The 24,178-nt window shown below is 71.0% G+C and carries 1 protein-coding gene (cut by a window edge); it reads left to right on the top strand.

The genetic code is table 11. The features are described 5' to 3' along the window. Window positions 1–24,178 carry the 3' portion of a hypothetical protein gene (locus OG689_RS40300; RefSeq protein WP_266327959.1) on the top strand. The gene continues 5,210 nt to the left of window position 1, outside the view, so only the last 24,178 of its 29,388 coding nucleotides appear in the window; the start codon falls outside the window, past its left edge; its stop codon occupies window positions 24,176–24,178.

Here is a 24,178-nt window from a genome sequence, read left to right as displayed (position 1 = left end):
CAGCTCCACCCGCGGCAAGGGCGTCACCCTGCCGCTCAAGGCGTTCATCCCGACTGGAGCCGAACCGCTCGTGACGGTGGGCGCAGGCGTGGTCCTCTCGGCCGGGAGCAGCACCACCGTGGGTAACGCCGTCGTTTCGGTGACCCAGGACATGCGGACCGCGGTCGGCGGGGAGTCGGTCTACTTCGAGCTCCCGGGCAACGGCCTGACCGTCACCGTCCGCGAGGCAGGCGCCGAGACGGACACCACCTCCGGCCCCGAGGTGCCCGTCGACCTCGTCATGGCGTTCCCGTCGGGGGCTACCCCTCGCATGGCCACCGTCTCCGAGAGCGACACGGCTACCGACGGCGACACCGTCACCGGCGGCCCGGGTGAGGAGATCGGCCTGCTCGGCGAGCGCCCGCCCGAGGGCTGGGACGAGCACACCCGGGAAGCCCTCGACGAGACACTCTGGCTCGATGAGTGGGACCCCGAATCGATCGGCGGCATCGAAGGCCTGCGCCCCCACGTCCTGGGCAAGCTGCCCACCGGCGCACTGCAGTCCGGCTCGGAGGCCGCTAACCACTTCAAGCTGTTCCTCGGCGAGCGCAACCAGATGCGCGAGTTCGCGCAGCTGATCGGCGCCGGCCACACCTCCGAGCCGTTCCCGGTCGGCCGCGGGGAGGTGCACCTCACCGTCCGCAGCCGCCTGCTGTCCGTGCAGCGTCTCGGCTCGGCCGACATCGACACCAAGCTCTGGAACGAGCAGCGCAGCTACCTGATGGACAGCACGTCCCACACCCACTCCCGGTCCGCGGCCATCACCGTCGAGGCCACCGGAGTCTTCACCGGGGACGACCCCTCGGCCCCCTTCGGCCGTGCCAACAACGTCATCGCCACGGTCAGCGCCACCGCCGCCAACAACGCGGGTAGCTCCACCGCCTTCACCCGAGGTGGCAGCCGCTGGCAGAACCTCAGCTACGAAGGGCCGACGGTCGCCTTCCGTCTGCGGATGGAGCACACCGCCGAACTGCTCTCCGACCTGCCCGGCGTCGAGGGTGTGGTCCACAGCGACGGTACCGTCCACATCCGGGTGCCCCAGAGCAGCGCGGACCGGTTCGAGGAAGCGGTCCGCCAAGCCATCACCCCCACCACCACCCCCGTCCAAATCCCCGTGACCGTGCCCGACCACCGCGTCCCCGGCGAGATCCGGAACAACAAGGGCGTCGGCTCCGCACACGTCCAGCTCACCGGGACCGCCACCTGGAAGACCGGCGACAGCGTCCTCAAACTCCTCGAAGGCGCCAACCCCGGCCTCACCCCGATGGACCGCGCCATGCTGCGCCGGCAGGTCGCCGCGGATTTCTCCCCCTCCGCTCTCAAGACCCAGGTCGACCAGTTGTTCGGCGGCCAGGGTCTGCGCAAGACCCTGCCCCTGCCCGACGGCTCCACCGCCCATGTGCTGGTAACCCCGGTGAACCGCACCGACGCGCCCCTGTCCACCGGGCGCCACGAAAACCGCCAGATGAACGTCGTCAGCTCCGTGATGCACGGCATCGACACCACGGACAGCTCCGGCTACTCCCTTTCCGCGGCCAAGAACCTCATCCACGGCTTCGGCGTCCGCGAAAACCAGATCGCCCGCGGCACCGCCAGCTACAGCTACAGCCGCCGCAACGAACACAGCCTGAACACCGGTGACTTCCTGTTCACCGCACCCGGCGGCATCCTCTTCCAGGGCCCCACCCACTGGTTCGACTACGGCGTCACCTTCGACGTGCAGATCGCCGTCGTTCCGCCACCCGTCAAGGGCCGGCTGCACCGCACCGCCGACAAGCTGACCCGGGTCACCGAGGAACTGGCCTGGATCGACAGCCCCCGTACCGACCTGCCCGTCGAGAACCTGCCCGTCTCCAGCAAGGACGCCGAACACACCCTCACCTTCACCGAGGGCTCGAAGGAGCTCTCCGTCAAGGACCTCGCCGGCATCGACCGCGTGGCCGACCTGCTGGCCCGCAGCGCCCTGCAGAACCGGCGCGAAGGACTGCCGCTGCCCGAGGTTGAGATCGTCGGTTACGGCAACGGCCGCCGGACCGGCTCCGGCGAGACCCGCGCGAAGGACACCGGCCGGCAGCGTGCGGAGGCTACTGCCGAAGCCCTGCGATCCGCCCTCACGACCAAGCTGCAGAAGCTGCACGTCGGCCCCGAACCGCGCGTCGACCAGATCAGCATCACCACCAGCTCCGCGGGCACCGGGCACCCCGGACCCGGCTCCGCGGCCGGCTCTGCCCGCCTGCGCCGCCGCGCCGTCCTCACCATCGACTTCCACCCCGCCCCCCGGGACACCGAAGCCGGCACCACGCCCCCCGTCTCCACCCCGGACCACACCGGCCGGCCAGCCGGCGCCGAGCCTGCGACATCCACCGTCACCCGCCCCCGACACGGCGACAAACTCCTCCGGAAGCGTGTCAAGGACGGCCAGGTCGGCTACGAGGTGCCCACCAGGGTGCTGCGCCCCCTCCACCTGCCCGACGCGGTCCTCTTCGGCCGCCCCGACGCGAGGCTCCCGCACGGCGCCGTACTGCTCCGGGAGCGCGTCGAGGGCGGCAAGGTCCGCTACTGGCTGCCCGAAAAGATGCTCCAGCCCACCGACACTTCATCCGCGGTCGCCGACCGTACCGGTCAGACCACGGTGCACAGTGGCCCCGAGAGCCCGTGGGGCGACAGCGAGCTGGTCAGCCTGGCCGCCGACGACATGCCGTTGCCCCCGATCATGCCGCCGGAACTCGCCGCCGCTCTGCGCGAGGCCCTGGAAACCACCGGGGGCCTGTCCCACGACCGCATTGAAAAGCTCGTGGGCACCTCCCTCCAGCAGCGCCGCATTACCGGACTGTTCCAGCAGGGCCTGCCGAGCGGCATGGCCTCCACACAGACGCTCCACTTCCCGGGCACCGTCGTCGAGCGGCACGTGGTGGTGCACCTCACCGGCACCCTCGCCAAATCCCCGACCCCCGACCCCGGCACCGTCCGCGCCGCCCGCCTGGCCATCGCCGAAATCACCCCCAAGGTGACCAACACCCAGAGCGCCGGCAGCGGTCACACCCTGGCCCTCGGCGGCGGGGCCGGCTTCCGCAGGGCCGAAAGCCTCACTCACCTGTTCTGGCTGTGGGCCGGCCTCTCCTGGAACGCCTTGCACGGCCACAGCCGGGAGATCCTGGAACGCTCCACCACCGGCGGATTCCACGTCGACGCCGCAACCGAGTACCTGCGCCGTTACGCCGACGTCATCTACACACTGGAGATCGAGACCTGGGTGGACGGGCCGTTCGGTCACAGCCGAGCCGTCCGCGAGGTGCGCCACGTCCTCGTCCGCGACGGACTGCAGTACCTGCACCCCACCGGGCACGCCGAGCCCAGACCCGCCCGCACCCCTGCCAAGCTCCCTGCCACGAACATCCCGCAGTTCAGCATGCCCCGCACCCTGGAGTTCCCCACCCGCCAAGGTGACCCGGCCGGCCACAACCCGCTCGTCCGGCAGGTCGAGGAACTGCTTCAGCGCCACCTTCCCGCCGCCCGCACCACCGGCCCCGACCACATCCCGCTGAAGTGGACCCTCGACGGCGGCACCGTGCTGCCCCTCGACGTCCTGCTCAGCCCCCGCTCCCTGCTCGCCGCCCACCACTCCCTACTGAGCACCGGCCTGACCATCAGCCCGTTCGGCCCCGGCACCGGCCACGTCCTTCAGATCCACGCCAACCGGCTCGGCACCTACGAACACCAGGCCTTCCACCCCCAAGACCTGGTCGGCAAGTACGGCAGAGGTGAAAACTGGACCACCATCAGCACCACCGAGGCCAACACGTTCACCGCCAACGCCGGACTCGCTCCCCAGCAGTACCCGGAAGCCGGACTCGTCAACAGCGGCCGCGAAACCGTCGGAGGCTCCGCCGGTCTCGGCACCGACTCCGGCAGTTCCCGGGCCGACCGCCAGACCCGCCACGACGAGGTGAAGTTCACCGGCACCCATGTCTACCTCGGCCCGCTGGAGATCACCGTCTCGCTGCGGAAAATCACGAAACCCTTGCCCCTGCTGCTCAACCGCCTGTTCCTCGGTGTACCCGATCGGCTGCTCCGCTCGTTCCAGCGCGCCGACGACCCGCCGACGACCGCCGGCCGCGGACTGATCGCCACCGAACGGATCACCGTCCCCGACGCCGTCCTCGACACTTCTGCCCGCAAGCCCGACAGTGCCTCCCCGGTCACCCTGCTGCCTCGCCCCCTCCCTCCTTTGCGGCCGCTCCCCGTTCGCCCCGAGGACGTCGTTCAGGGGCGTGTCGTCATCACCGACTTCCGCTACACCACCGCCCGCGAACTCCACACCCGGTTCCTGGCCGAGCTGCAGCAGCAGGGCATTCCCCGGATGCTGGCAGAACTCGGCCGCGCCTCCGAGGACGCCATGCGCAAGGTCTTCTCCTACTCGCTGCTGACGAGCTTCCTCGATCGCGCCCTCCACAAGGACGGGCACACCGTCCCCGTTCTGATCACGGACGGCCCCCACGGCCGCGTCGAAGCACGGCTCACCCTCAAAGCCACCCTCACCGACCCGGGAACCTTGCGCACCGTCACCGTCGCCCATAACCGGGAACGCCACCATCGCGTTCAGCAGTCTTCTTCTGCCGGCCACAGCACGGCTTTCACCGTCTCCCTCGGCGCCGGTCCGGCAGTCCACAGCGGCGACCCCGACGCCCGACAGGTACTGCCCCTCGTCCCGACCCTCGACATCAGCCGGAGCGACCGCACGGGAGTGTCCGTCACCAGCCAGATGCTGCAGGGTGCCGGCGGTGTGTTCATCAACCGCCCCGAAGCCGAGTACTGGCACGTGAGCGCCGGAGTCGACTACACCGTCACCCTGGAGTGGGGCAGCGATCAGGTGGTGCGGCACTTCCGCCTGAACAGCGACACCGTGGAACTCCTGGTCGAGCCCGCCCACGCCGAAGAACTGGGCCTGGAGCGCCCGCGTCCCGAACCCCCGGAGATCCTGCCGTCCTTGACCCTGCCGACCCCGCCGCTCCCAGGGCCCGGTCCCGGGCCGACGGCCGCAACCCCGACCGTGTTGACGGCGCCCGAAACGGGCCTGGTCCCAGGGCTGCCGCCATCACTGGCCCGGACGGGGCGATTCGGGACGGTGGTCCGAGGGCTGCCGGCACCACTGGCCCGGACGGGGCAATTCGGGACGGAAGGCCGGATCGGGAACCTCGACGACGTCACCGCACACCTGGAACAGACCCTCAGCCGTGCCGTCGGCGAGGGGGGCCACCCGGAGGCCCTCACCGACGCCGCCCTGGAACGCCTGTACGCCACGCGGACCGCCGTGGGCGACCAGGAATGGGGGGACTGGCTCGCCCACGGCGGCGACGAGGTCACCATCTCGCTGCCGGACGGCGGCGACTTCCGGATCAAGGCCGAACTGGTACTGCCCAAGGAGAACATCCACGAGGCGATCGGCACCGATGTCGGTGGTGACGCACCGCGCGAGGGCGAGGTCTGGGGGCTGGCGTGGGACCCCGAGGCGGACGTCCGCGTGGCGTCCTACCGGAACCGGACCACCACGTGGGACGCGAAGAAGAGCTTCGCCGTGCCTGGGACCGTCACTCCCGGCGTGTCGCTCGGCGGCGCGGACAGCCGGGGGCAGGGCACCACGAACTTCGTCGCCGTCGCAGGCCGACGGACCACACCGACGGGTAAGGCGGTCTGGTTCAGGCACCCGGACGCCAGGGTCGAGGTCACAGTGACCCCGGTCGGCCCGGCGCCGACCGGGGTGGAGCCGGCCGAGGCCGTCCGCTCCGACGGTTTCAACGTGCTGGTCGGCGTCCCCGACTCGCACGTCCCCCGGGTGGTGGCCGGGCCCGACGGCAAGCCGCCCATCCCACAGAGCCGGCCAGAGGTCCTCCCGCGCCCGTCCGAGGCACGTGACCCACAGACTCAGCGACGGCTGGACGACGTGCTGTGGACCCATGGGACCTCACCCGAGTCGATCCACGGACTGGAGAAACTGCGGGAGAGCGTCTTGGAGCACCTCCAGCCGAAGACCCCGACCGGGCCGGACATCGTGAAGCCCGGCTCCGACACCTGGAACCGCCTCCGGCTGTTCTTCGGCGAGCGCACCCAGCTGCGCCTGCACAGCCACCAGGCAGGGCTGGGGCACGCGTCCGAGGTCTTCGTCGTGCACGGCGGTTCGGTCGGTATCGCGCTTCGATCCGAACTGGTCGCGGTGCGCCGGCTGGACGACGCGGACACGTCGGCGATCACCACCTGGAACCAACAGCGCGTCACGGACATGTCCGGTCTGACCCGCTCGGCGGCGGGCAAATGGACCGTGGGAGGCTCGCTGACCTTCGGGCACACGTTCCTGGACGGCAAGTACGGCCTGGGCGTGACCCCGCACGCGGAAGCCTCCGGCGGCGTCTCCCGGACCATGGAGCTGGACCCCGGGCCCGCCGTGTGGCAGAAGCTGATCACCCAGGGGCGGACGGTGGCGTACGAACTGGATGTACGACTGATCGCGGGCCTGCGCTCCGATCTGCCCGGCACCAGCGGTGAACTGTCGCAGGACGGCATCCTGCACGTACGGGTGCCGCTCGCCAACGTCGAGGCCTTCGAGGCCGCACTCGCCCACGCGATCGAGCCCCTCGCAGTCCCCCGGCCGCTGACGTACACCGCACCCGCGGAGGTCCTCCTGCTGCCCCCCGCGATCCGGGACGGCAACCGGATCAGCCTGGCGTACGTCGAGATGCACGGCACGACGCGCTCGGTCCAGGGCAAGGTGATGGACCTGATCACCGAGGCGCGAGCCGCGCACAAACTGCCGGCCCTGACGCCAATGCAGGAGCACCACCTGCACCGGACGCTCGCACCCGAGTATTCCCTCGACGGCCTGCACGGACACGGGCAGCGGCTGATGAGCGAGCGCGGGCTGCGCCGGAGAGTCGAACTGCCGGACGGTTCGACCGCCTTCGTGAGCGTCAAGGCCAGGCGCCGGGCACTGCTCTCGACCGGGACCCGTGACGACCGCACGGTCAACGTCCTGAGGCCCCTAACGCAGTGGGCCCAGCACACCGACGTGATGTCGGCCTCGGTGAGCCTCGGCATCGACGTGGTCGCCAAGCTCGGCCTCGGCTGGATGACCGCCAACAGGCTGGGCAAGCTCGGTCTGAACCTGGGATACGGGTTCTCGAAGGGCCGGAGCGCCATCATGGACAGCGCGGACTTCGCCGCTGTGATCCCCGGGTCGCCGACCTTCGGGGGTCCCAGCCGGTGGTTCGAATACGATGTCGATTTCGAGGTGTCCGTCACCATCGGAGGAGCCAAGGTCAAGACCACTGCCGCGCAGGATGCCACCGTCACACCCGACGCGTCGGACGCGCTCGCAGCATCGCCCGGCCCGCCCGAGCCGACTCAACAACCTGACCTGGCGGCCCGGGCCCTGGACAAGATCGCCCACGTGTTCCGGACGAAGCCGCCCACGACCCGCTCTGGCGTCGTGCGCGACGGCCGAGCCTCGCTTTGGCTTCCTGAGGAGCTCGCAACCCCAGTCCATCGGACGGTTGCCGTCAAGATCTCCGTCAGCAGCGACACGAGAGAGTTCCGTCTTCCCGCCGACCGGCGTGAGAAGCTCCACCCCGAGGACATGCTGATCTCGCTCAGCAGCCCGCCCGAGGTCGCCCGGGAACTGTCCGCCATGCTGGGGAAGAAGCGCGGGCTGTCGGCCGAGGACCGGGAACTGATCATCGACCGGGTGACCGCCCCCGCGCAGCTCCTCTCACTCTTCCAGCACGGGCAGGAGGGTGGCTCGGCACGGGTCGAACTGGCGGACGTCAAGTTGCTCCTACGCGACCACCAGGTGGTTATCCGTGTCCGGGCCGAGGTCCAGGCCCCCGGCACCAAGGTTCCCGGCGTAGTCCGCGTGGGCCGGCTGGCCGCCCCCGAGAACACCGCCGTCCTGACCTCCGCCGTGAAACGGAGCCACGGGCACACGGCCAGCGCCAGCCTGAGCCTGGGCGCCAAGGCCGGGGTCACCAGCAAGGCGACGCCGGCCGCCAGCGTGAGTTACAGCAAGAGCAAGGCAGCGAAGACCGGGCAGCAGGACCGTTCGACCACCGGCTGGATGGACTCCACCGGGCGCACCGACCACACCCGCCGGTTCGCCGACGTGGTCTACACCCTCGAAGTGGAGTACCAGCAGCGGACCATCTTCGGCCTCGGGCGCCCGGAGATCCAGCCGGCCCGGCGGATCCATGTCCCGGACGGGCTGGAGTTCCTGCGCCGGGTGCCGGTGCCGATGACCCCGCGCCCCGCCGGTGTGCCGGAGACGATCGATAGCCGCCAGATGCTGATGTCCGGGGTGCCACGGTCCCTGCGGTTCCCGATGCCTTCCGGTGACCTCCCCCCCCGGCACAACCCGCTCGCGGACGCGGTGATCGAGCTGCTGAGCGAGAAGAATCCGAAGCTGCGACAGCTGCTGACGGCACCGCAGGAGAAGGGGACGAAGCTGCGGAGACTGAACCCGGTGCCACCGGGCACAGAGCTTCCGTCGTCCGCCGAACTCCCCCTGGGCGCCGAGCGGGAGCTGGTCCAGTCCCTCCACCAGATGCTCAACCCCTCGGCGCTGCTCTCCTCCCTGCGCCAGTTGATGAGCACCGGGCTGCGGCTCACCCCTCTCGGTGCGAAGGCCGACCACTACGTGCTGGTCACGGCCACGCCTCAGGGCGACCTGCGGCACGTCGAAGCGCGCGGCGAACTGTCGGTCGGCAGCTACATCAACTCCTTCGGCTGGCGGATCGAGAACACGGCGGCCTCCGAGAGCCTCGTCCTGTCGCTGGACCCGAGCGGGGCGACCAGCCCGTCGGGCAGCAGGGTCGGCGAGGTGGACAATTCGGGCGGGCTGTCCTGGAACCATTCCCGCAGCCAGGCGTCGGACCGCCTGGGCGGTGACAGCTCCTTCGACCTGATCATGTTCGAGGCCGGCGCACAGCTCTACACCGGCGCGCTGAAGCTGACGGTGGCGCTCAAGCGCGTCGTCCAGCCCAGCCACGTGGTCGTCAACCGCCTGTTCGGCGGACTCCCCGACCGGATCAGGGCCTCCTACCACCGCGTCGACGACCTGACACCGGACAGCACCCGCGAGGTCACCATCGAGCAGCAGGTCGCCGTGCCCGACGCCCTGTTCACCCCCAACGGCCCGCTAGCCACCGTGAGCCGGCCCCGGGTCCTGCCGCTGACCGACCCGCAGACCCAGTTCCCCGAGCTGTTCCACCCCGACCCGGACGGCGCCGTCCAGAACGGCTCCGGAGTACGGCCGCTGCCCATCGACTCAGAGGCCTTCCGCACCCGGGACGTGGTCCTCAAGGAGATCGACGACCTGTCGGTCCGTGAGATGCACCAGCACCTGCTGGGGCTGCTCAACGGCCTGCCCGACCAGCGGCCCGCGTTCCGGTTCGCCGGATCGGCGCTTCTGGTGGAATGGGGCACCGGGTCCGAGGAAGTGCTGCGGGACGCCCTCGCGGCCCCCGCGCTGAAGAGTTTCTTCCGGGACACCCTGACCGAGCAGGGCTACCGGCCGCCGCCCCTGGTCCGCCCCGGCGGCACCCTGACCGACACGCACGGTCGCGTCACCGTGCACGCCAAGCTGTTCAACGCGCAGAAGCTGGACGAGATCAAGGTCTCGCATGAGCTGGAGGAGAACCGGCGAACCCGGCAGACGGCCGCCACCAGCCATGCGACCTCCCAACGGATCGGCATCGGTGAGGGCACCACCGTGCACACCGGCCCGATGAACACCTCCCACGAGCCGTCGGACGTTTCCATCTCCGCCGGAATCGGGCGGACCACATCCGACGAAGTGGGGAGCAGCGTGACCTCCCACACCCTGGTCGGAGGCGGCACGTTCATCCAGCGACCCGACCAGCAGTACCTCCACGTCCGTGCCGGCGTGCTCTTCACCATCACGGTGGAGTCGGTCAACCAGCGCGGACCCATCTCCTACGGCGCCAGCAGCAGCAGCTTCCACTTCCAGCTCGACGACTCCGTGGAACTGCTGATTCACCCGAAGCGGGTGTCGGCGCTGCGCGACGCCCTCGGCTTCCCGCCGGAGCTGCCGGAACCACTGCCGGAGTCGCTGCCGCTGCCCGAGCCGCTGCCGGAGCCGGATGGGCAGGGGTCGGGTGCCGGGTCGGGAGACGCGTTTGCGGCGGCGCTGGACCCGGACGGGGCGGGGCGTCGCCGGGTGACGTTCGCAGACTCTGTCGTTACCCCTGTTCCTGTGGTGCGGACCGCCGAGGGTGGCGGGAGCGGGAAGGGGCCGACATTCAACCTTGCTTCGGCCGAGCGGGTGCTGGCCGAGCAGACCCCTGAATTTGCGGACGAGGTGCGGGCTGAGGCACGGGTGGTGCTTGCCGAGGAGGGTGTGGTCACTCCGGAGCGGTCGCAGGTGGATCAGGTCGCGTATCTGCTGCTGCACGAGAACGGTGCCGAGGCGGCGCAGGGATTGGCACGGTCGTTCGCGCCGCTGTCCGAGCAGGCCGGCGGCGGCAGTGATGGTGGCCCGGACGCGGCGGGGGCTGTGAACAGTACGAGTGTCGGTGCGGTGCTGGATCCGACGGGGCCGCCGTCCGTGGAATCCCCGACAGTGCCGGTCCAGGTGCCGGCGCACCCCGAGGGGGCACGCGAGCCGTTGCCGGCCGAACCCGACCTACTCACCACGGCGCTGGCCAGCGGCGGGCCGGTGCTCCCCGGCCATGCCGCGTCGGGTGGGCAGGGTTCGGGTCTCGGGTCGGGGAACGGCTTGGCAGCGGTGCTGGATCCGGAGGGGGCGGGTCGTGGTCAGGTGACGTCTGCGGATCATGTCCTTGGTCCTGTGGCGCGGGTCGTCGAGGATGGCGAGGGCGGGAACGGGCCGAACATCAACATATCCGCGCCGAATGTGGAGCGGGTGTTGGGCAAGCAGTCCGAGGCGCGGGTGGCCGAGGTGCGGGCTGAGGCGCGGGTGGTGCTTGCGGAGGAGGGTGTGGTCGCTCCGGAGCGGTTGCAGGTGGATCGGGTCGCGTATCTGCTGCTGTACGAGAAGGGTGCCGAGGCGGCGCAGGGGTTGGCGCGGACGTTCGCGTCGGTGTCGGCGGACCCGCAGGGGGCACGGGAGCCACTGTCGCCCGGACCCGACCCGCTCTCCGCGGCGCTGGCCGGCGGGGAGCCGGTCGTGTCCCGTCCTTCCTCGACCGAGCAGCGGTGGGAGGAGGAGCGTCTGCAGTGGCGGAGCATTCTCGACGACGACGCCACCGGCGGTCCCACCCCCGTGTCGGCGGCCCACCGCGAGGAACTCTCCCTCCATCGGGAAAAGGCCTGGAGCAACTACAAGCGTGCGCGGCTGGCCGAGCAGGCGGCGGCATGGGACCTCGCCACGGCCGAGGAACGGCAGCGATCCGGAGGTGCCGGCACCAGTCGCGTCACAGCGGGACAGGGCGTGACCGAAGCCCGAAACGCCTTTGTCCAGGCCGACCAGCAGCTGAACAACGCCCGTGAGGAACTGCGTACTTGGGGCAATGACCCGGAGCGCCTCGAAACACTCCACCACGAGTGGCAGCAGCAATCACTCCGAGAAAACCCCCGGCTAGAGGGCGGCTGGGACCCCTTCGGCCGTTCTCGGGTTTCCGACCTGGACCTCCCTCATGAGTGGGACGAGTTGCCCGAACGCTTGGCATATACCCGGGAAAGTACCCCCACGGAGCCCGACAACACCACCTACGAGCCGGCCAGCGAGCCGGAGTATGAATACCAGAACAGCGAGCCGGAGAATCAACACCAGGGCTATGAATCGGCGTACGGATACCAGTACGGAGAATCGGCTGGTGAAGCGGGATACGGATACCAGGAAAGCCAGGAAAGCCCGCAATGGGTGAGCGTCCAAACATTCGCCGATGAGCACGGAATGCTTCAGCAAACGCTGCGCCACTGGGTCTATGACGCGGGGCTGGAGTCCCGTGAGAACCCGCAAGGGCGGTGGAACGGCCGGGGCTTCGGGCAGCAGTATCGGGTGCAGGATCTTGAGGTGCTGTGGCAAAGGCATGCCGATGGACTGCAAAGACATGCCAATGGGCGGGATGTCGAAGCCGATGCCGACAATGCCCTCCAGGCCGTCAGCAGCGGAGATCTGGAGCTCACACTGGTGGAATTCCGGGACTACCTGGCTTCCAGCCATGATCATGCGAGGAAGGTTCTGGAGCGAGTAAAGGAATTGCGGCAGGCGGCTGCCCACGCCCATCAAGGTGGTTACCCCTATGGGCAGGGTGGTTATGGCTACGGCGGTTGGGGGTGGCCGGGTGCTCCGCGGCCGGCTCGGACGGCCGTCGGCAACGGGACGTTCGGTGCGGAGAGCGCGAAGCAGCCGTTCGGCGAGGGGCTGGCCGGTCCGCAGGAGTGGGGTCACCGGCGGGCCGATGCTCCGGTCACTCGGATCGATACCGAGCGGTTCGAGCCGGCGACGGATGCTGTTCCCGTGCGGGGCCGGATTCCCGGTGCCATGACTCTGATCCGTCATGACGTACGCCGTATCGAGTTGCCGTCCGGTCTCTGGGTGCGCGAGTTCACCGTCCGCCTGCAGCTTGAGCCGGGCCCCGGCGTGAGCGTCGAGCAGGTGCACCAGGTGCAGAATCGGGTCACCGAGGTCCTTCGCGAGCACGTCAACCAGCGTTACCGCTTCGTGGACGGGGACCAGTTCCATGTCCGGGTGGAGTTCGACGAGCCGTCCCCGCACGCCCAGGTGGTCGTTCACAACGGCACCGACAGCGACCAGGGCAACTGGTCGGCCACCGCATCCGACGGCGTCCTCGTCCACGAGGTCATGCATTTCCTGGGTCTGCGCGACCGGTACCCGGATGGGAATCTGCTCCTGCGACGCCACACCCAGGACAGCCCCGGGGTCATGGGATCGGACGCCACAACCCAGCCCCCCGTACTGACCGAGGCGCACCTGCAAGAGATCGAAGAGATCACCGCAGCCACCAACGTCCTCCAAGACCACCCCATTTCTGCGGCCGATGTGGAGCGGGTGCTGGGCAAGCAGACCGAGGCGCGGCTGGAGGAACTGCGGAACCGGGCGCGTGCGGAGCTTGCCGAGAAGGGGAAGTTCGCTCCGGAGCCGACGCAGGTGGATCGGGTCGCGTACCAGCTACTGCACGAGCTGCCGCCGCTGCGGCCGGAGGACCGCGAACTGGCGGATCGTATGGCGGGCGAGCCGCCCCTGGCCGAGGTGCGGCAGAGTTTTGAGGCACGCCCCGCAGCGGAGCAGGCCCGCCTCAGGGAAGCGGCCGAGAGGCTGGTGCACCTCCGCCAGGTGATCGGGACGGACACCACCGCCACAGCCACCCGGGCCCTGCACAACGCGCTGCGCCTGCGCGTGGCCGAGGCCCTCGCTGTGAGCGATACCGAGGGCAAGGCCCTGGCGACGCGGCTGAATCCGGCTCAGGTCGGCCGCCTGCTCGGTGGCAGCCGGCAGACCGGCGACCCGTCCTCCACCCCTGCTACAGACGGAACCGGAGCATCCTCCTCTGCCTCCGCGGCGGAGTCTTGGGCGCCGACCGCCAAGAGCGTCGCCGCCGGGGTGGTCTTCCCGGGTGCGGAAACGTTCGCCGAGGCCTTCACTGGGCTCTACCCCAACGAGCACCGCCTCATGGTGCTGCTGGCCGTCGACGAATCGGGTCAACCCCGCGCCACGCTGCCGGACGGCACCGTCACCACCATGGGGGCGGACGAACTGGTGCGGGAGCTCGCCCGCACGGCACCGGAAAAGTTCGCCTCCGCCGAGATCATCCAGGTCTTCGCCATGGGGCAGACCCCGGCCAACCACACCGCCGTCCGCCGGCTGATGGAACAGATCGCGGACGTCACACGGCGATCGGTGTGGTTCCCCGGGCCCAACAGTCGGGGGGTCATCGAGGGCTCCCTCCAGCTGATCACTGCAGACCCGCAGCGGCCCGGGCAGTGGCAGGCCGGGCAGTGGGAGGAGGCCGTCCCGCCCGACGAATGGGCAAGCTCCTGGCAGACCACCGAGACCGGCGCGCTGGTACGGCTCCCGGACGTACCCGAGACCCAGCAGCCCACCTGGACCAACCACGTCCTGGACGACTCCTACGGGCTGGGACAGGTCGTGCTGGCCGCGACCGTCACCATGAGCGGTGAACTGCGGATCCCGATGGCCGACGGCCTACTGGTCCCGCCCCGGCAGGCCGGCCGGCTGGTCCCCGTCCTCGACGACCTCGGGGACCGGGCGGGGGAGCGGGTGCGGGCGGTCCTCCTGGACCTTCCCGGAATCCCGGACAACCTGCGCCCGGCGGTCCTCCGCTCGGTGGCCGAGCTCTCGACGCAGCTGGGCCGCACGGTCTTCCTCCCGGAAGCAGGCATGTTGAGCGAGGTGGTGGGAGATCCCGCCGACGGGCGGTACACCGCGCGCGTGACCTCCGAATCCGACCGTCCGGCCCGGTGGGTCGCCGTGACGGGGAGCGGAGTCGAGGCACCTCCGCCCCACCTGACCGACGAGGGCGGATTCCTCGTCTTCGCCGACACGCCCGTCCTCATGGTTGTCCAGGGCGGCGGCGAGGGACTGCCCGCCGGGATCGCCCTGCGCAGGGACCGGATCGTGGTCCACACCGAGGTCGACGCGAACGGCACACTGACCCGGCTGCTCCGGGACGGGACCCGCGAGCCCGTCGAGCCGGCGGATCTGGTGGACGAGATCGCACTCCTGGCGGCGGACTACCACTCCACCGCGGTCGTCCAGTTCGTGGTGCCGAACGGGATCCCCGAAGGGCTGCACGACGCATTCGCCGGTGCCGCCGCCCAGGTGGCGGCACTGACCGGCCGTACCGTGTTCGTCCCGTCCCCCGGCGCCACGGCGTTCCTGCTGAGCCATACCCGGGACGTGGCGCTCTCCGACGGGGGCCGGTGGCTGCCAGTGGGCGGCGACGGGCAGGCCCGGGGCTTCCGTACCGATGCGGACGGCCGCCTCGTGAGGACGAGCCAGGTGATCACGGACACCGAGGGCCGACGGTTCACCCCGGACGACCTGGACGTGCTCGAAGGCCCGGGGGGAATCGTCTCCCGCGTCCACTGGTCGCGCGACGAGGCCGTCCTCCGCACCGCCGCTGCGGACACCGCGACGTACGTGGCGCACCTGGAGATCGACCGAAACGGTGTCCCCACGATCAGCACACTATGGGGCGAACCGGTGACCGTCGGGCCGCAGCAGTTCGCCGACTTCCTCCGGGCCCGGAGACTGGGTACCAGGACACCGGTCCTGCACATCGAGCACGATGAAGATGAGACGGTCACGGACCGGCAGGAGCACGGCATCACCTCCTGGGCCCACGCACTCGCGTCGGCACTCGGCCGCCCGGTGCAGTACCTGTCGGGGCGGCGGCCCGAGCCGGTCACCGCCCATCCGCTGCCGGACGGCTACCACTACATCGACGGCCCCACCGCCGACGCGTCGCCGGGTGCCCGCGCGGGCAGCTTCGAGATCCCCGGTGGAGTGACCGCGGCGGTCTCCCACACTCTTCCCAAGCCCAGCCTCCCCGGGCTGTTCGCGAGCACCTGGTCCGCCCGGCTGGCGGACCGGCCCGCCGACCTCTTCCTCGCCCAACCGGGCCGCAGGGGCGCCGGTGACCTGCGACTGCCCGGGACCGAGGACCGCCCGGCGACGGCGCAGGAGTTGGCCGCCTGGGTGCGCGCCCACGGCTGGAAGCCGGGCCAGGCGGTCCAGATCGCGTGGGCGGGGTCGAAGCCGCTGGAGCCGATCGGCCATGCGGACGAGCAACTGATGCTCGCCATCGCCGCCCAACTGGGGACGCGGGTGTACGCCCCGGACGGGATGTCCGTTCCGTACACCTTCCACCCCTACCTGCGGGACATCGTCCTCCAGCCGGACGGGGCCCGGGCCGAGTGGCGCGCCTACGACCCACCGCAGGTCCGGGTCCCGGTGGGCGAGCACCGGACCGACCGCTACGGCCGGCTGGTGGTCGCCGACCGGCAGCCCGTGTTCGCGCTCACGGGCGGCGGTGTCGTTGTCGCCCCGGCCCGGATGCCCGGAGACATCGGCATCCTGCAGGTCGAGCCGCACCCTGACACCTACGACGTCGCGCTCGCGCTCGGGGAGGACGGCACACCCGTGGTCGAACTCGGCGACGGTACCCAGCGCAACGCCACCCCCGCGGACATCCTGCAGCTGATCAGTGAGCGCACCATGCCCGTGGAGCCGCACACGGCCCACCCCGCCTGGCACTACCACGTCTGGTCGGGACAGCCGCTGCGCCTGCTCGTGGACACCCCCGCCCCGGGCGCGCGATACCAGCGACTGCTGGACTGGATCGGGGGCCTGCGCACGGTCCTCACCGAGGAGCGCGAGCGGCTGGCGAGCCTCTCCGACCACCTCGCGAACCGGGGTCCGGCGGCCGGGCCGGTCGACGTGTACGCCCCCGAACCCGGCGCCGTCACCGCGCCCCACCCGCCCGACGACGGCCGTCGGCAGTGGCCGCCCGTCGTCGTCCGCTGGGGGGACGAGAGCCCCCGGAGCAGGGAGCCCCACTGGATCCGCCTCGGCACGGACCAGGACCCCGACCCCGCACCTGGGTTCCTGGTCACCGATTCCGCCGGCATGCTGCGGCGTCCCGCCGAGCCCGTCCTCCGCATCTCCGACACGGGCGTGCTGGTCTCCGCCGCGACTTTTGGCGACGGCACGGTGACCGACAACAGGGTCGTCGAACTACACGGCCTGCACGTGGGCCGGATGCAGGGAGAGGACCCGTTCGGCCTCGTCTCCCACCCGGGCCTGACGCCGATCGAACTGATCATCACCGCGAAGGGTGGGCTGGCGCTGCTTGACGCCAACGGCCGGCCGACACCGAAGACGGCCGCAGAGCTGGCCGTGATCCTCCGTGCGAGCACGCACAGCACCCCGGCCGACCTGCGCTCGGCCGACGAACAGCCGCGGGGCGGCACCGAGCCGCTCATCTCGAACCGGCTCTGGAACGGCAGCGACGACCTCCAGCTCCTCGGGCGGTTCGTGGCCGACCACGAAGCCAACGTCAGCTACGAGGGACAACACCTCAGCGTGGCCGCGCTGGAAGCCCTGCGGCGCGAGAGCAAGGCACTCGCGGCCGCGTTGGGCGTCGACGTCTACTTGGCCGCCCGGCCCCACTACTTGGTGCAGGCCGGAGCCGTCCTCTCCGCCCGCACGGGTGCGCCGGAGTGGCACCGCGCGATCGGCGGTGACGGACCGCCCCGCTTCACTACGAACTCCTACGGCGCCCTGGTGCCCGAGGGCTCCCGCCGTGTCGAGGACCTGGCACGGCTCGGACTCTCACCGTCCGACCTCCACATCGAGCGCTTCCCCGGCGGTCTCGCACTGGCCTCCGCCGCTACGAGCGGCTACAGGCCGTCCGGGGCGCCGATCAAGGTGCCCGGTGCGGCGGCCTGGGAGCGGGCATCGGCCGACGGTGAGTTCCTGGTCGTCGCCTTCGGCGCACCGGACGAGGTGTGGACAGCCCCGAACGCTCACGGGACCTGGCTGAACACCGGCCCCGACGCGCTGCTCGGGGTGCTGCGCGCGGCCGGCTGGGACGGCCGGAGCCCGCTCCGACTGGCGGTCGACGGGCTGGCGTTCCCACCGCAGGCGAAGGGCATTCCCGGCGTCCGCTACGGACAGGCACTCGCCGACAGCTCCGGCACGACCGTCTTCGCCCCCACCGGCAAGGTCGACTGGGACGCCGCAGCTTCCGGGGCGAGATTGGGCGACAGCGGTGACTGGGTGACCTACACCCCGCAGCCCAGGCCCGAGCTGGGTGAGGTGGAGCGCAGGCTCGGCAAGCTCTCCAACAAGGCGCTGAGCATGCTGGAACGCCGTGCGGAGCGGATCCTCGAAACCTACGGCGGCCCCCGTGGCGAGACCCCCGCCGGCCGCGAGGCCCGCCTGCGCGTGGCGCTGGAACTGCTCCGGCACGGCCCGGTCGAGGCCCACCGGATCGCGGCGCGGCTGACAGCCGAGCAAGCGGCGGCATCGATCCCTGCATCCAGGCTGCTGTCACAGGTGCCCACCACCGAAGCAGAAGGCCTCCCGACCAACCTGATCGCCGATCCCCCGCCTCGTTACCAGCCCGCCGACCCCGCTCTGCTGCGTCCGGCCGACCGCGAACTCCAGGCCAGACTCGCAGCGCAGCCGCCCCTGGCCGAGTCCCGGGCCCACCTCGACGCCCTGCCGCAGGGCGAACGTGCGCGCCTCCTGGCGCAGGCCGACCGGATGCTGCACCGCCCGTTCGTGATCGGCGCGGACGCACTGGCCGCCCGCAACCGTCTCTACGACGAGGTACAGGTGCGACTGGCCGACCGCCTGGCGGCCGGTCTGGCGGCCGACGAGGGGGATCGGTCCGCTCATGATCTGCTCCGCGAACTCGGGTTGCACGCGCGCGGAGGACTGTCCGGCGGGACGCGTGCCGGCGGGCCGCCACGCGAATATCCTTCGGCGCCCCCCTCCCTCATCTCCGACTCGACCGTCGACACCGAGATCCTCCCGGTGTGGCAGTCGTCCCCCGGAGTCGTGCTCTTCTCCACCCGGGACGCCGACGTCCGCCGTTTCGACTCCCTACTGTCGGAGAGCGGGAGCGTCACCGCCGTGCTGTGGGTCGACAAGAACGGCCGACTGCTGACCCCCGGCGGGTTCGGCGGACCTCCCAACACACGGGCCGCCGCCGAGGCGATCATCAGGACACTGGCCGAGACCACGGCCCACGGGTGGAACGGGGCCGAGATCATCCGCACCCATGTCGTCGGCCGCACCGCGCGCAACGAGCGCGCGGTCCGCGACCTGCTGGAACAGGTGGCCGACCTCTCCCAGCGGCCGGTGTGGACGACGACCACGGGCAGCACCGTGCGGGTCGATAGCATGGTGATCCGGGCGATCCAACCGGACATGAGCCCCGGATGGGAGCAGATTCCCCCTCCGGGAAGCTCGGCACGCAGCCCATGGCTCCCGTTCCTGGACGGGGTGCTGCGCCGGGACAGCAGGGCCGCCCACCACAGGCTCCCCGCCTGGCGTGACCACAACCTGGACCACTCCGAACTGGGCCGTGCCGTGCTCGCCGTGGTCGTCACCCCCACCGGAGAGCTGCGCATCCCCATGGAGGACGGACTGCTGGTCCCACCGTCCGCTGCCCGCGAACTCGCCCGGCTCCTCGACACGGTCGAGGGGCGGAACGGCCTGCCGATCCTCCGGGTTCAGCTGCACTTGGCCGAAGCCGTTTCTCCGGAGCTCCACTCGCGTTTGGTCCAATCCGCCTCCGAGCTCGCCGAACTGCTCGGCCGGCCCGTCTACCTACCGAGCCCCGGAGCCCGATCCGTCATCGACGGTGACGCGGTGCGCCTGGTGCCTCTTTCCGATCTGCCTGCGGGCTGGCAACTGGTGCTGCCCGCCGACGGGCGGAGCGAGGAGGAGCATCTGACCGATCACGAAGGCGTTCTCCGTTCGGTGGACCTGCCCGTGGTCCTCGGTGCCTTGGAGAGCCTGCCCCCGGGGCTGGTGGCCGCGACCGGCCTGGACCTGCTGGCCGACCGGCCCAGCCGGATGACGGTTCTCGTTGCTGCCGGGCCCGACGGCTCCTTCGTCCGGCTGCGCCTGGACGGGCGCTGGGTTCCCACCACCCCCGATTGGGTGGCCCGCGAGGTCACGGCCGTTCAGGAGTTGTACGACCGTACGGCGCCCCTGCAGATCCTCACCGGGGACGCCCTCGGGCCGGCCGGGTACCCGGCTTTCCTCCACGCGGTCCAGGAATTGGCCGACCTGACCGGCAGGCCGGTGTACGTGCCACCCCCCGGCACCGGGGCGGTCATCGATCGGAGTTCCGCCGACCTGGTCCTGACCGGGGAGGGCGAGTGGCAGGTCGTGACACCGTCGGACCAGTCTGCGGGCTCCGGACCGGAACCGGCCTTCCATACCGTCGACGGACGGCTCCGCTCGAATGCGGCTCCACTGATCGACGTCAACGGCCGCGCGTGGTCCCGTGACGACCTCAGGCTGTTCGTCAGCACCTTCGGCGCCGGATCCCGGGTCGACCTGTCCCAGGAGGGAATGCGCCGACTCGTCGAGGGCAACATGGACGATCCCCACCACTACCGGATCCATCTCGATGTCGACGCGGAGGGCCGACCCACCGTCAGCACGCTCACCGGGCAGTCGGTCGCCCTCTCGCCCCGGGAGTTCGTGCGGGCCGTCTGGCCGGAGGGTCCGCCGACGACAGCCCTTCCCGTCCTGATCGCCGGGTCCGAAGGGGGGCCGAACAGCCAGGAAGCCGTCTCCTGGGCCTACGGCCTGGCAACGGAGATCGGCCGGGTGGTCGCCGTCAACGTGCACGAGGTGGACGAATGGCTGATCGCGGCACCCCTTCCGCCCGGGTTCCGGTATGTGGTCGATCTCGCCCCTCAGGGACGGACCAGGGCGCTGGGCGGAACCCTGGTGATGCCCGGCGGCGCACACCAGCTGGGCCAGCGCATCGAGGAAACCCAGCAGTGGGTCGAGTTCCTCACGGGGGTCTGGCCTCTGCGATTCGCCGATCGGCCGACGGACCTGTTCCTAGCGTCTGTCAACCACGGCCCGTTCGACGAGCTGTCGCTACCGGGCAACGAGTGGGGGCCCGCGACCGCCCCGGAGGTGGTCGCCTGGCTGGCTCACCACGGGTGGCGACCCGGCCAGGCGGTCCAGTTCGTCTGGCACGACGGAAGGTTCGGCGGAGCGGGCGAGCAGCAGCTGATGCGAGAGGTGGCCGCAGCGCTCGGCGCTCCCGTCTACACACCCGGCGACGATTTCTCAGCGCTGATGGACTGGCCGAACCTGCGCGACATGACGCTCACCAGCTCCAACGGCCTCCGCGGAAGCTGGCAGTCGTTCGACCCGCCGGACGCGGATCCGCAGCGGCCCCGCTTCGTGACCGACTTCTACGGGCGGCTGGTGGCAGCCGACACCCGCCCGTCGTTCGCGCTGACCGACGGCGGCGTCGTGCTGGCCCCGGCACCGCTCCCGGCTTCGACGGCCACCGGGGCCGTCGCGGCCCACCCCTTCCTCTACGACGTGGCGCTGTACCTCGGGGACAGCGGCGCCCCGGAGATCCAGCTGCACGACGGCACCCGGCGCGAGGCCACCCCGGAGGACGTCATCGAGGTCATGACGACGGGCGCCGTACCGGCGTCCGAGCGGCAGAGCACCGACGCGAACTGGCGCAGCCAGGTGTGGTCCGGGCAGTGGGTCCGGCTGCTGGTGGCCACACCGGAGGCGGGCCCGCGCCACGACCGGTTCCAGGCCTGGGTCCGGGACTTCCGCGCCGCGCTGAGCGACCGGGCGGCAGGCAGCCAGGCACTGCACGAGGTCCTCGCGCCGGTCGGCGGCGCCGAGGCCCGCGGCAGCGTCGCGACCCAACCAGGTGACGTGCCGCAGGTGTCGGTGTTCTGGTCGGGCCCAGCCACTTCCTCCAACCGCCCCGCGCCCGGCCTGGTCCGGTCGGGCGCGGTCGGCGAGCACTCATTCTGGCTCGGCGACGCCGGATCGCTCGTCTCCGCCGCCACGTACGACAACCCCCGCGCCTACACCGACTACGAGGTGATCCAGCAGCACGGCCTGCACCCCGCCCGCATGCACGGCGAGGACCCGTTCGAGCTGCGCCCGGTCGCCGGTCTGCTGCCCCTGGACATCATCGTCGTCCACGACGGGTCGTTGGCGCTGATGGGCCCCGAGGGGCCGGAGGCCGTCAAGGCCGAGGACCTGGCCCGGCTCCTGCGCGACAGCGCCATACACAGCACGCCGGTCGACGTGCGGACGGATGGCGAACGGAAGGAGGGCGTCGCCGAGCGGCTCATCTCGAACCGGCTCTGGAACGGCAGCGACGACATTCAGGTGCTGGGCCGCTTCCTGGCTGAGCCCAACGGGCACGTCAGCTTTGAGACGCACGCGCTCGGCCGCGCCGCCACGATGCGGCTGCACGAGCAGATGGAGCGGCTGGCCGCTGAACTCGGGACGGATGTCTACCTTGCCGCCTCCCACACCGGCGGTGTATCCGGCGGTGTGCCCGACGGACCCCATGGGGGTGTCGCGCGCCATGTGGCCCAGACCGCGACCGTCACCGCGGCGGGCCCGGGTGGCGGGCTCGGGTACTGGCACCGGTTCCCGGGCCGGGACGAGCCGCCCCGGTTCACCACCAATTCCTACGGGGCCCTGGTGCCGGAGGCGGCGCGTCGGATCGAGAACCTCGCCGACGTCGGGATCCGGCCCCGCCACGTCCACGCGGCACCGTTCCGCAACGGCCTCTCCCTGACGCCGGGGAGCGACGGCTCCCCGACCCTGGACGGTGGGCCGCTCAAGCCCCAGAGCACTACCACCCTGGAGCAAGCCGCCTCCGACCAGGAGTTCCTGGTGGTGGGGCACGGTGAACCGGACGGCGTGCCGCTCGCCGTCCCGGGCCTCGGCATCTGGCTCACGGCCGGGCCGGAGCCCCTGCTGCGGGTCCTGCTCAGGTCGGGCTGGGACGGGCACAGCCCCATCCGGCTGGCCGTCGACGGGCTCGCCCTCAACGACTCGCCCTACAGCCGGGCCGGCGAGGTCGTCCCGGGTGACAGGTTCGGGCAGGTGCTCGCGGACCTCGCCGGGGTCGAGGTCCACGCCCCGACCGGAGCGGTGGACTGGTCCTCGGTCCACGCGGACACCACCCCGGGCGGTGGGTTGCCGCTCCAGCCGGGGCCGCGCGGGGAGAGCCCGTGGGTGCGGTACATCCCACGTACCAGCGAGGCCCTGCCGTGGCCCGACCTCTCGTACGCCGAGTCCCGGCTCGCCAAGCTCACGCAAAGCGCCCGGGCGCGGCTGTTCGGCCGGGCACGTGAGCTGGTCGAGGATCTGCTCGGGGCCCGACTGACTATGGGGGAGAACATGTCGAGTGCCGTACGTGAAACGGTCGTCCGCGTGGCGCATGTGCTGCGTTGGCGCGGCCCGGTGGAGGCCGACCGGCTGGCCCTGGAACTGATCGCCGCCAACAGGGCCGCCTTGGCGCCGACGTACATCGCGATCGAGGTGCCGGCCGGTGCGGATCCCACCGTCGTGGTGACGGACTGGCTCGCCACGGCGCAACCGACCCCGGTCGCGCTCCGTCCGCAGGCGAGGCCGGGCCAGGTCCTGGTGCAGTTCCCCGGGGGCGCCGCCGGGGAGATCCGCCGTCCAGACAGCAGTGGGCAGCCGAGTACCTGGGTCGTTCCCGATCCGGAGCACTTCACCCTGCAGAGCACCGGCGAGTGGGCCGCGCCCGGCGTGCCGTTGATCCGGCTCCTCGACGCGCCGCCGAGCTACGAGACCATGATCGATGTTCCGGACGGTCCGTCGGAATCCCTCTACGCCGGGGCACACGGCATCGTCCGGCAGTACGGCCGGACGCCCGAGCCCGAGCCCGACTCCGCAGAGTCCGTCCAGAAGCGGCGCAGGATCGAGCAGCAGGTCCACGAGGACGTCGCGCAGACGCTGGTGATGTTCGGGCAGCAACGGGCCCACCAGGTCGCCAGGTCGCTGGCCGACGAGTTCGGCTTCGTGCCGCCACGAGGCGGGGCGGTGCCCGAGGCTCCCGGAACGCCCGGCCCGGACACCGCACCCGGGACGTCTGCCGCGCCCCACCAACCGGAACCCGAACCCGACAGTGCGCCGCGCGTCGAGCCGGGTGCCGGGGCTCCCCACCGATCCTTCGCGGAGAGGTTGCGGGAGGTGAACGCGCTGGCCGGTGTGGGCCGCATCACTTCCCAGCACCTTGCCACAGCTCGGGTGGGAGAGTCGGTCCACGCGGTTGTGAACCTCGACCCGGGAGTGGGCACGGCCCAAGGCTTCGACGACTGGCTGCGCAGCGGGCAGCCGACCTTCGGCAGCGTCCAGGTGCCCGAGAGATTGCCACGCGGGCAGGTCGTGGTGACGTTCCCGCCGGGCTCCGGCTACGACCTGGGGCTGCTCGAAGGAGGGGAGGCGGACGGCGTCCTCGTGGTCATGACGACGGTGCAGTACGCGATCGGCAGCGTCGTGCCCGACTTCCCCGCTCCCGGCAGTTCCTGGTTCTTCCTCGTCGAGCGACCGCAGCAGCAGGAATGA

It is taken from the genome of Kitasatospora sp. NBC_00240 (assembly GCF_026342405.1).
Classification (GTDB): domain Bacteria; phylum Actinomycetota; class Actinomycetes; order Streptomycetales; family Streptomycetaceae; genus Kitasatospora.
This window is presented reverse-complemented; position numbering and strand designations above follow the sequence as displayed.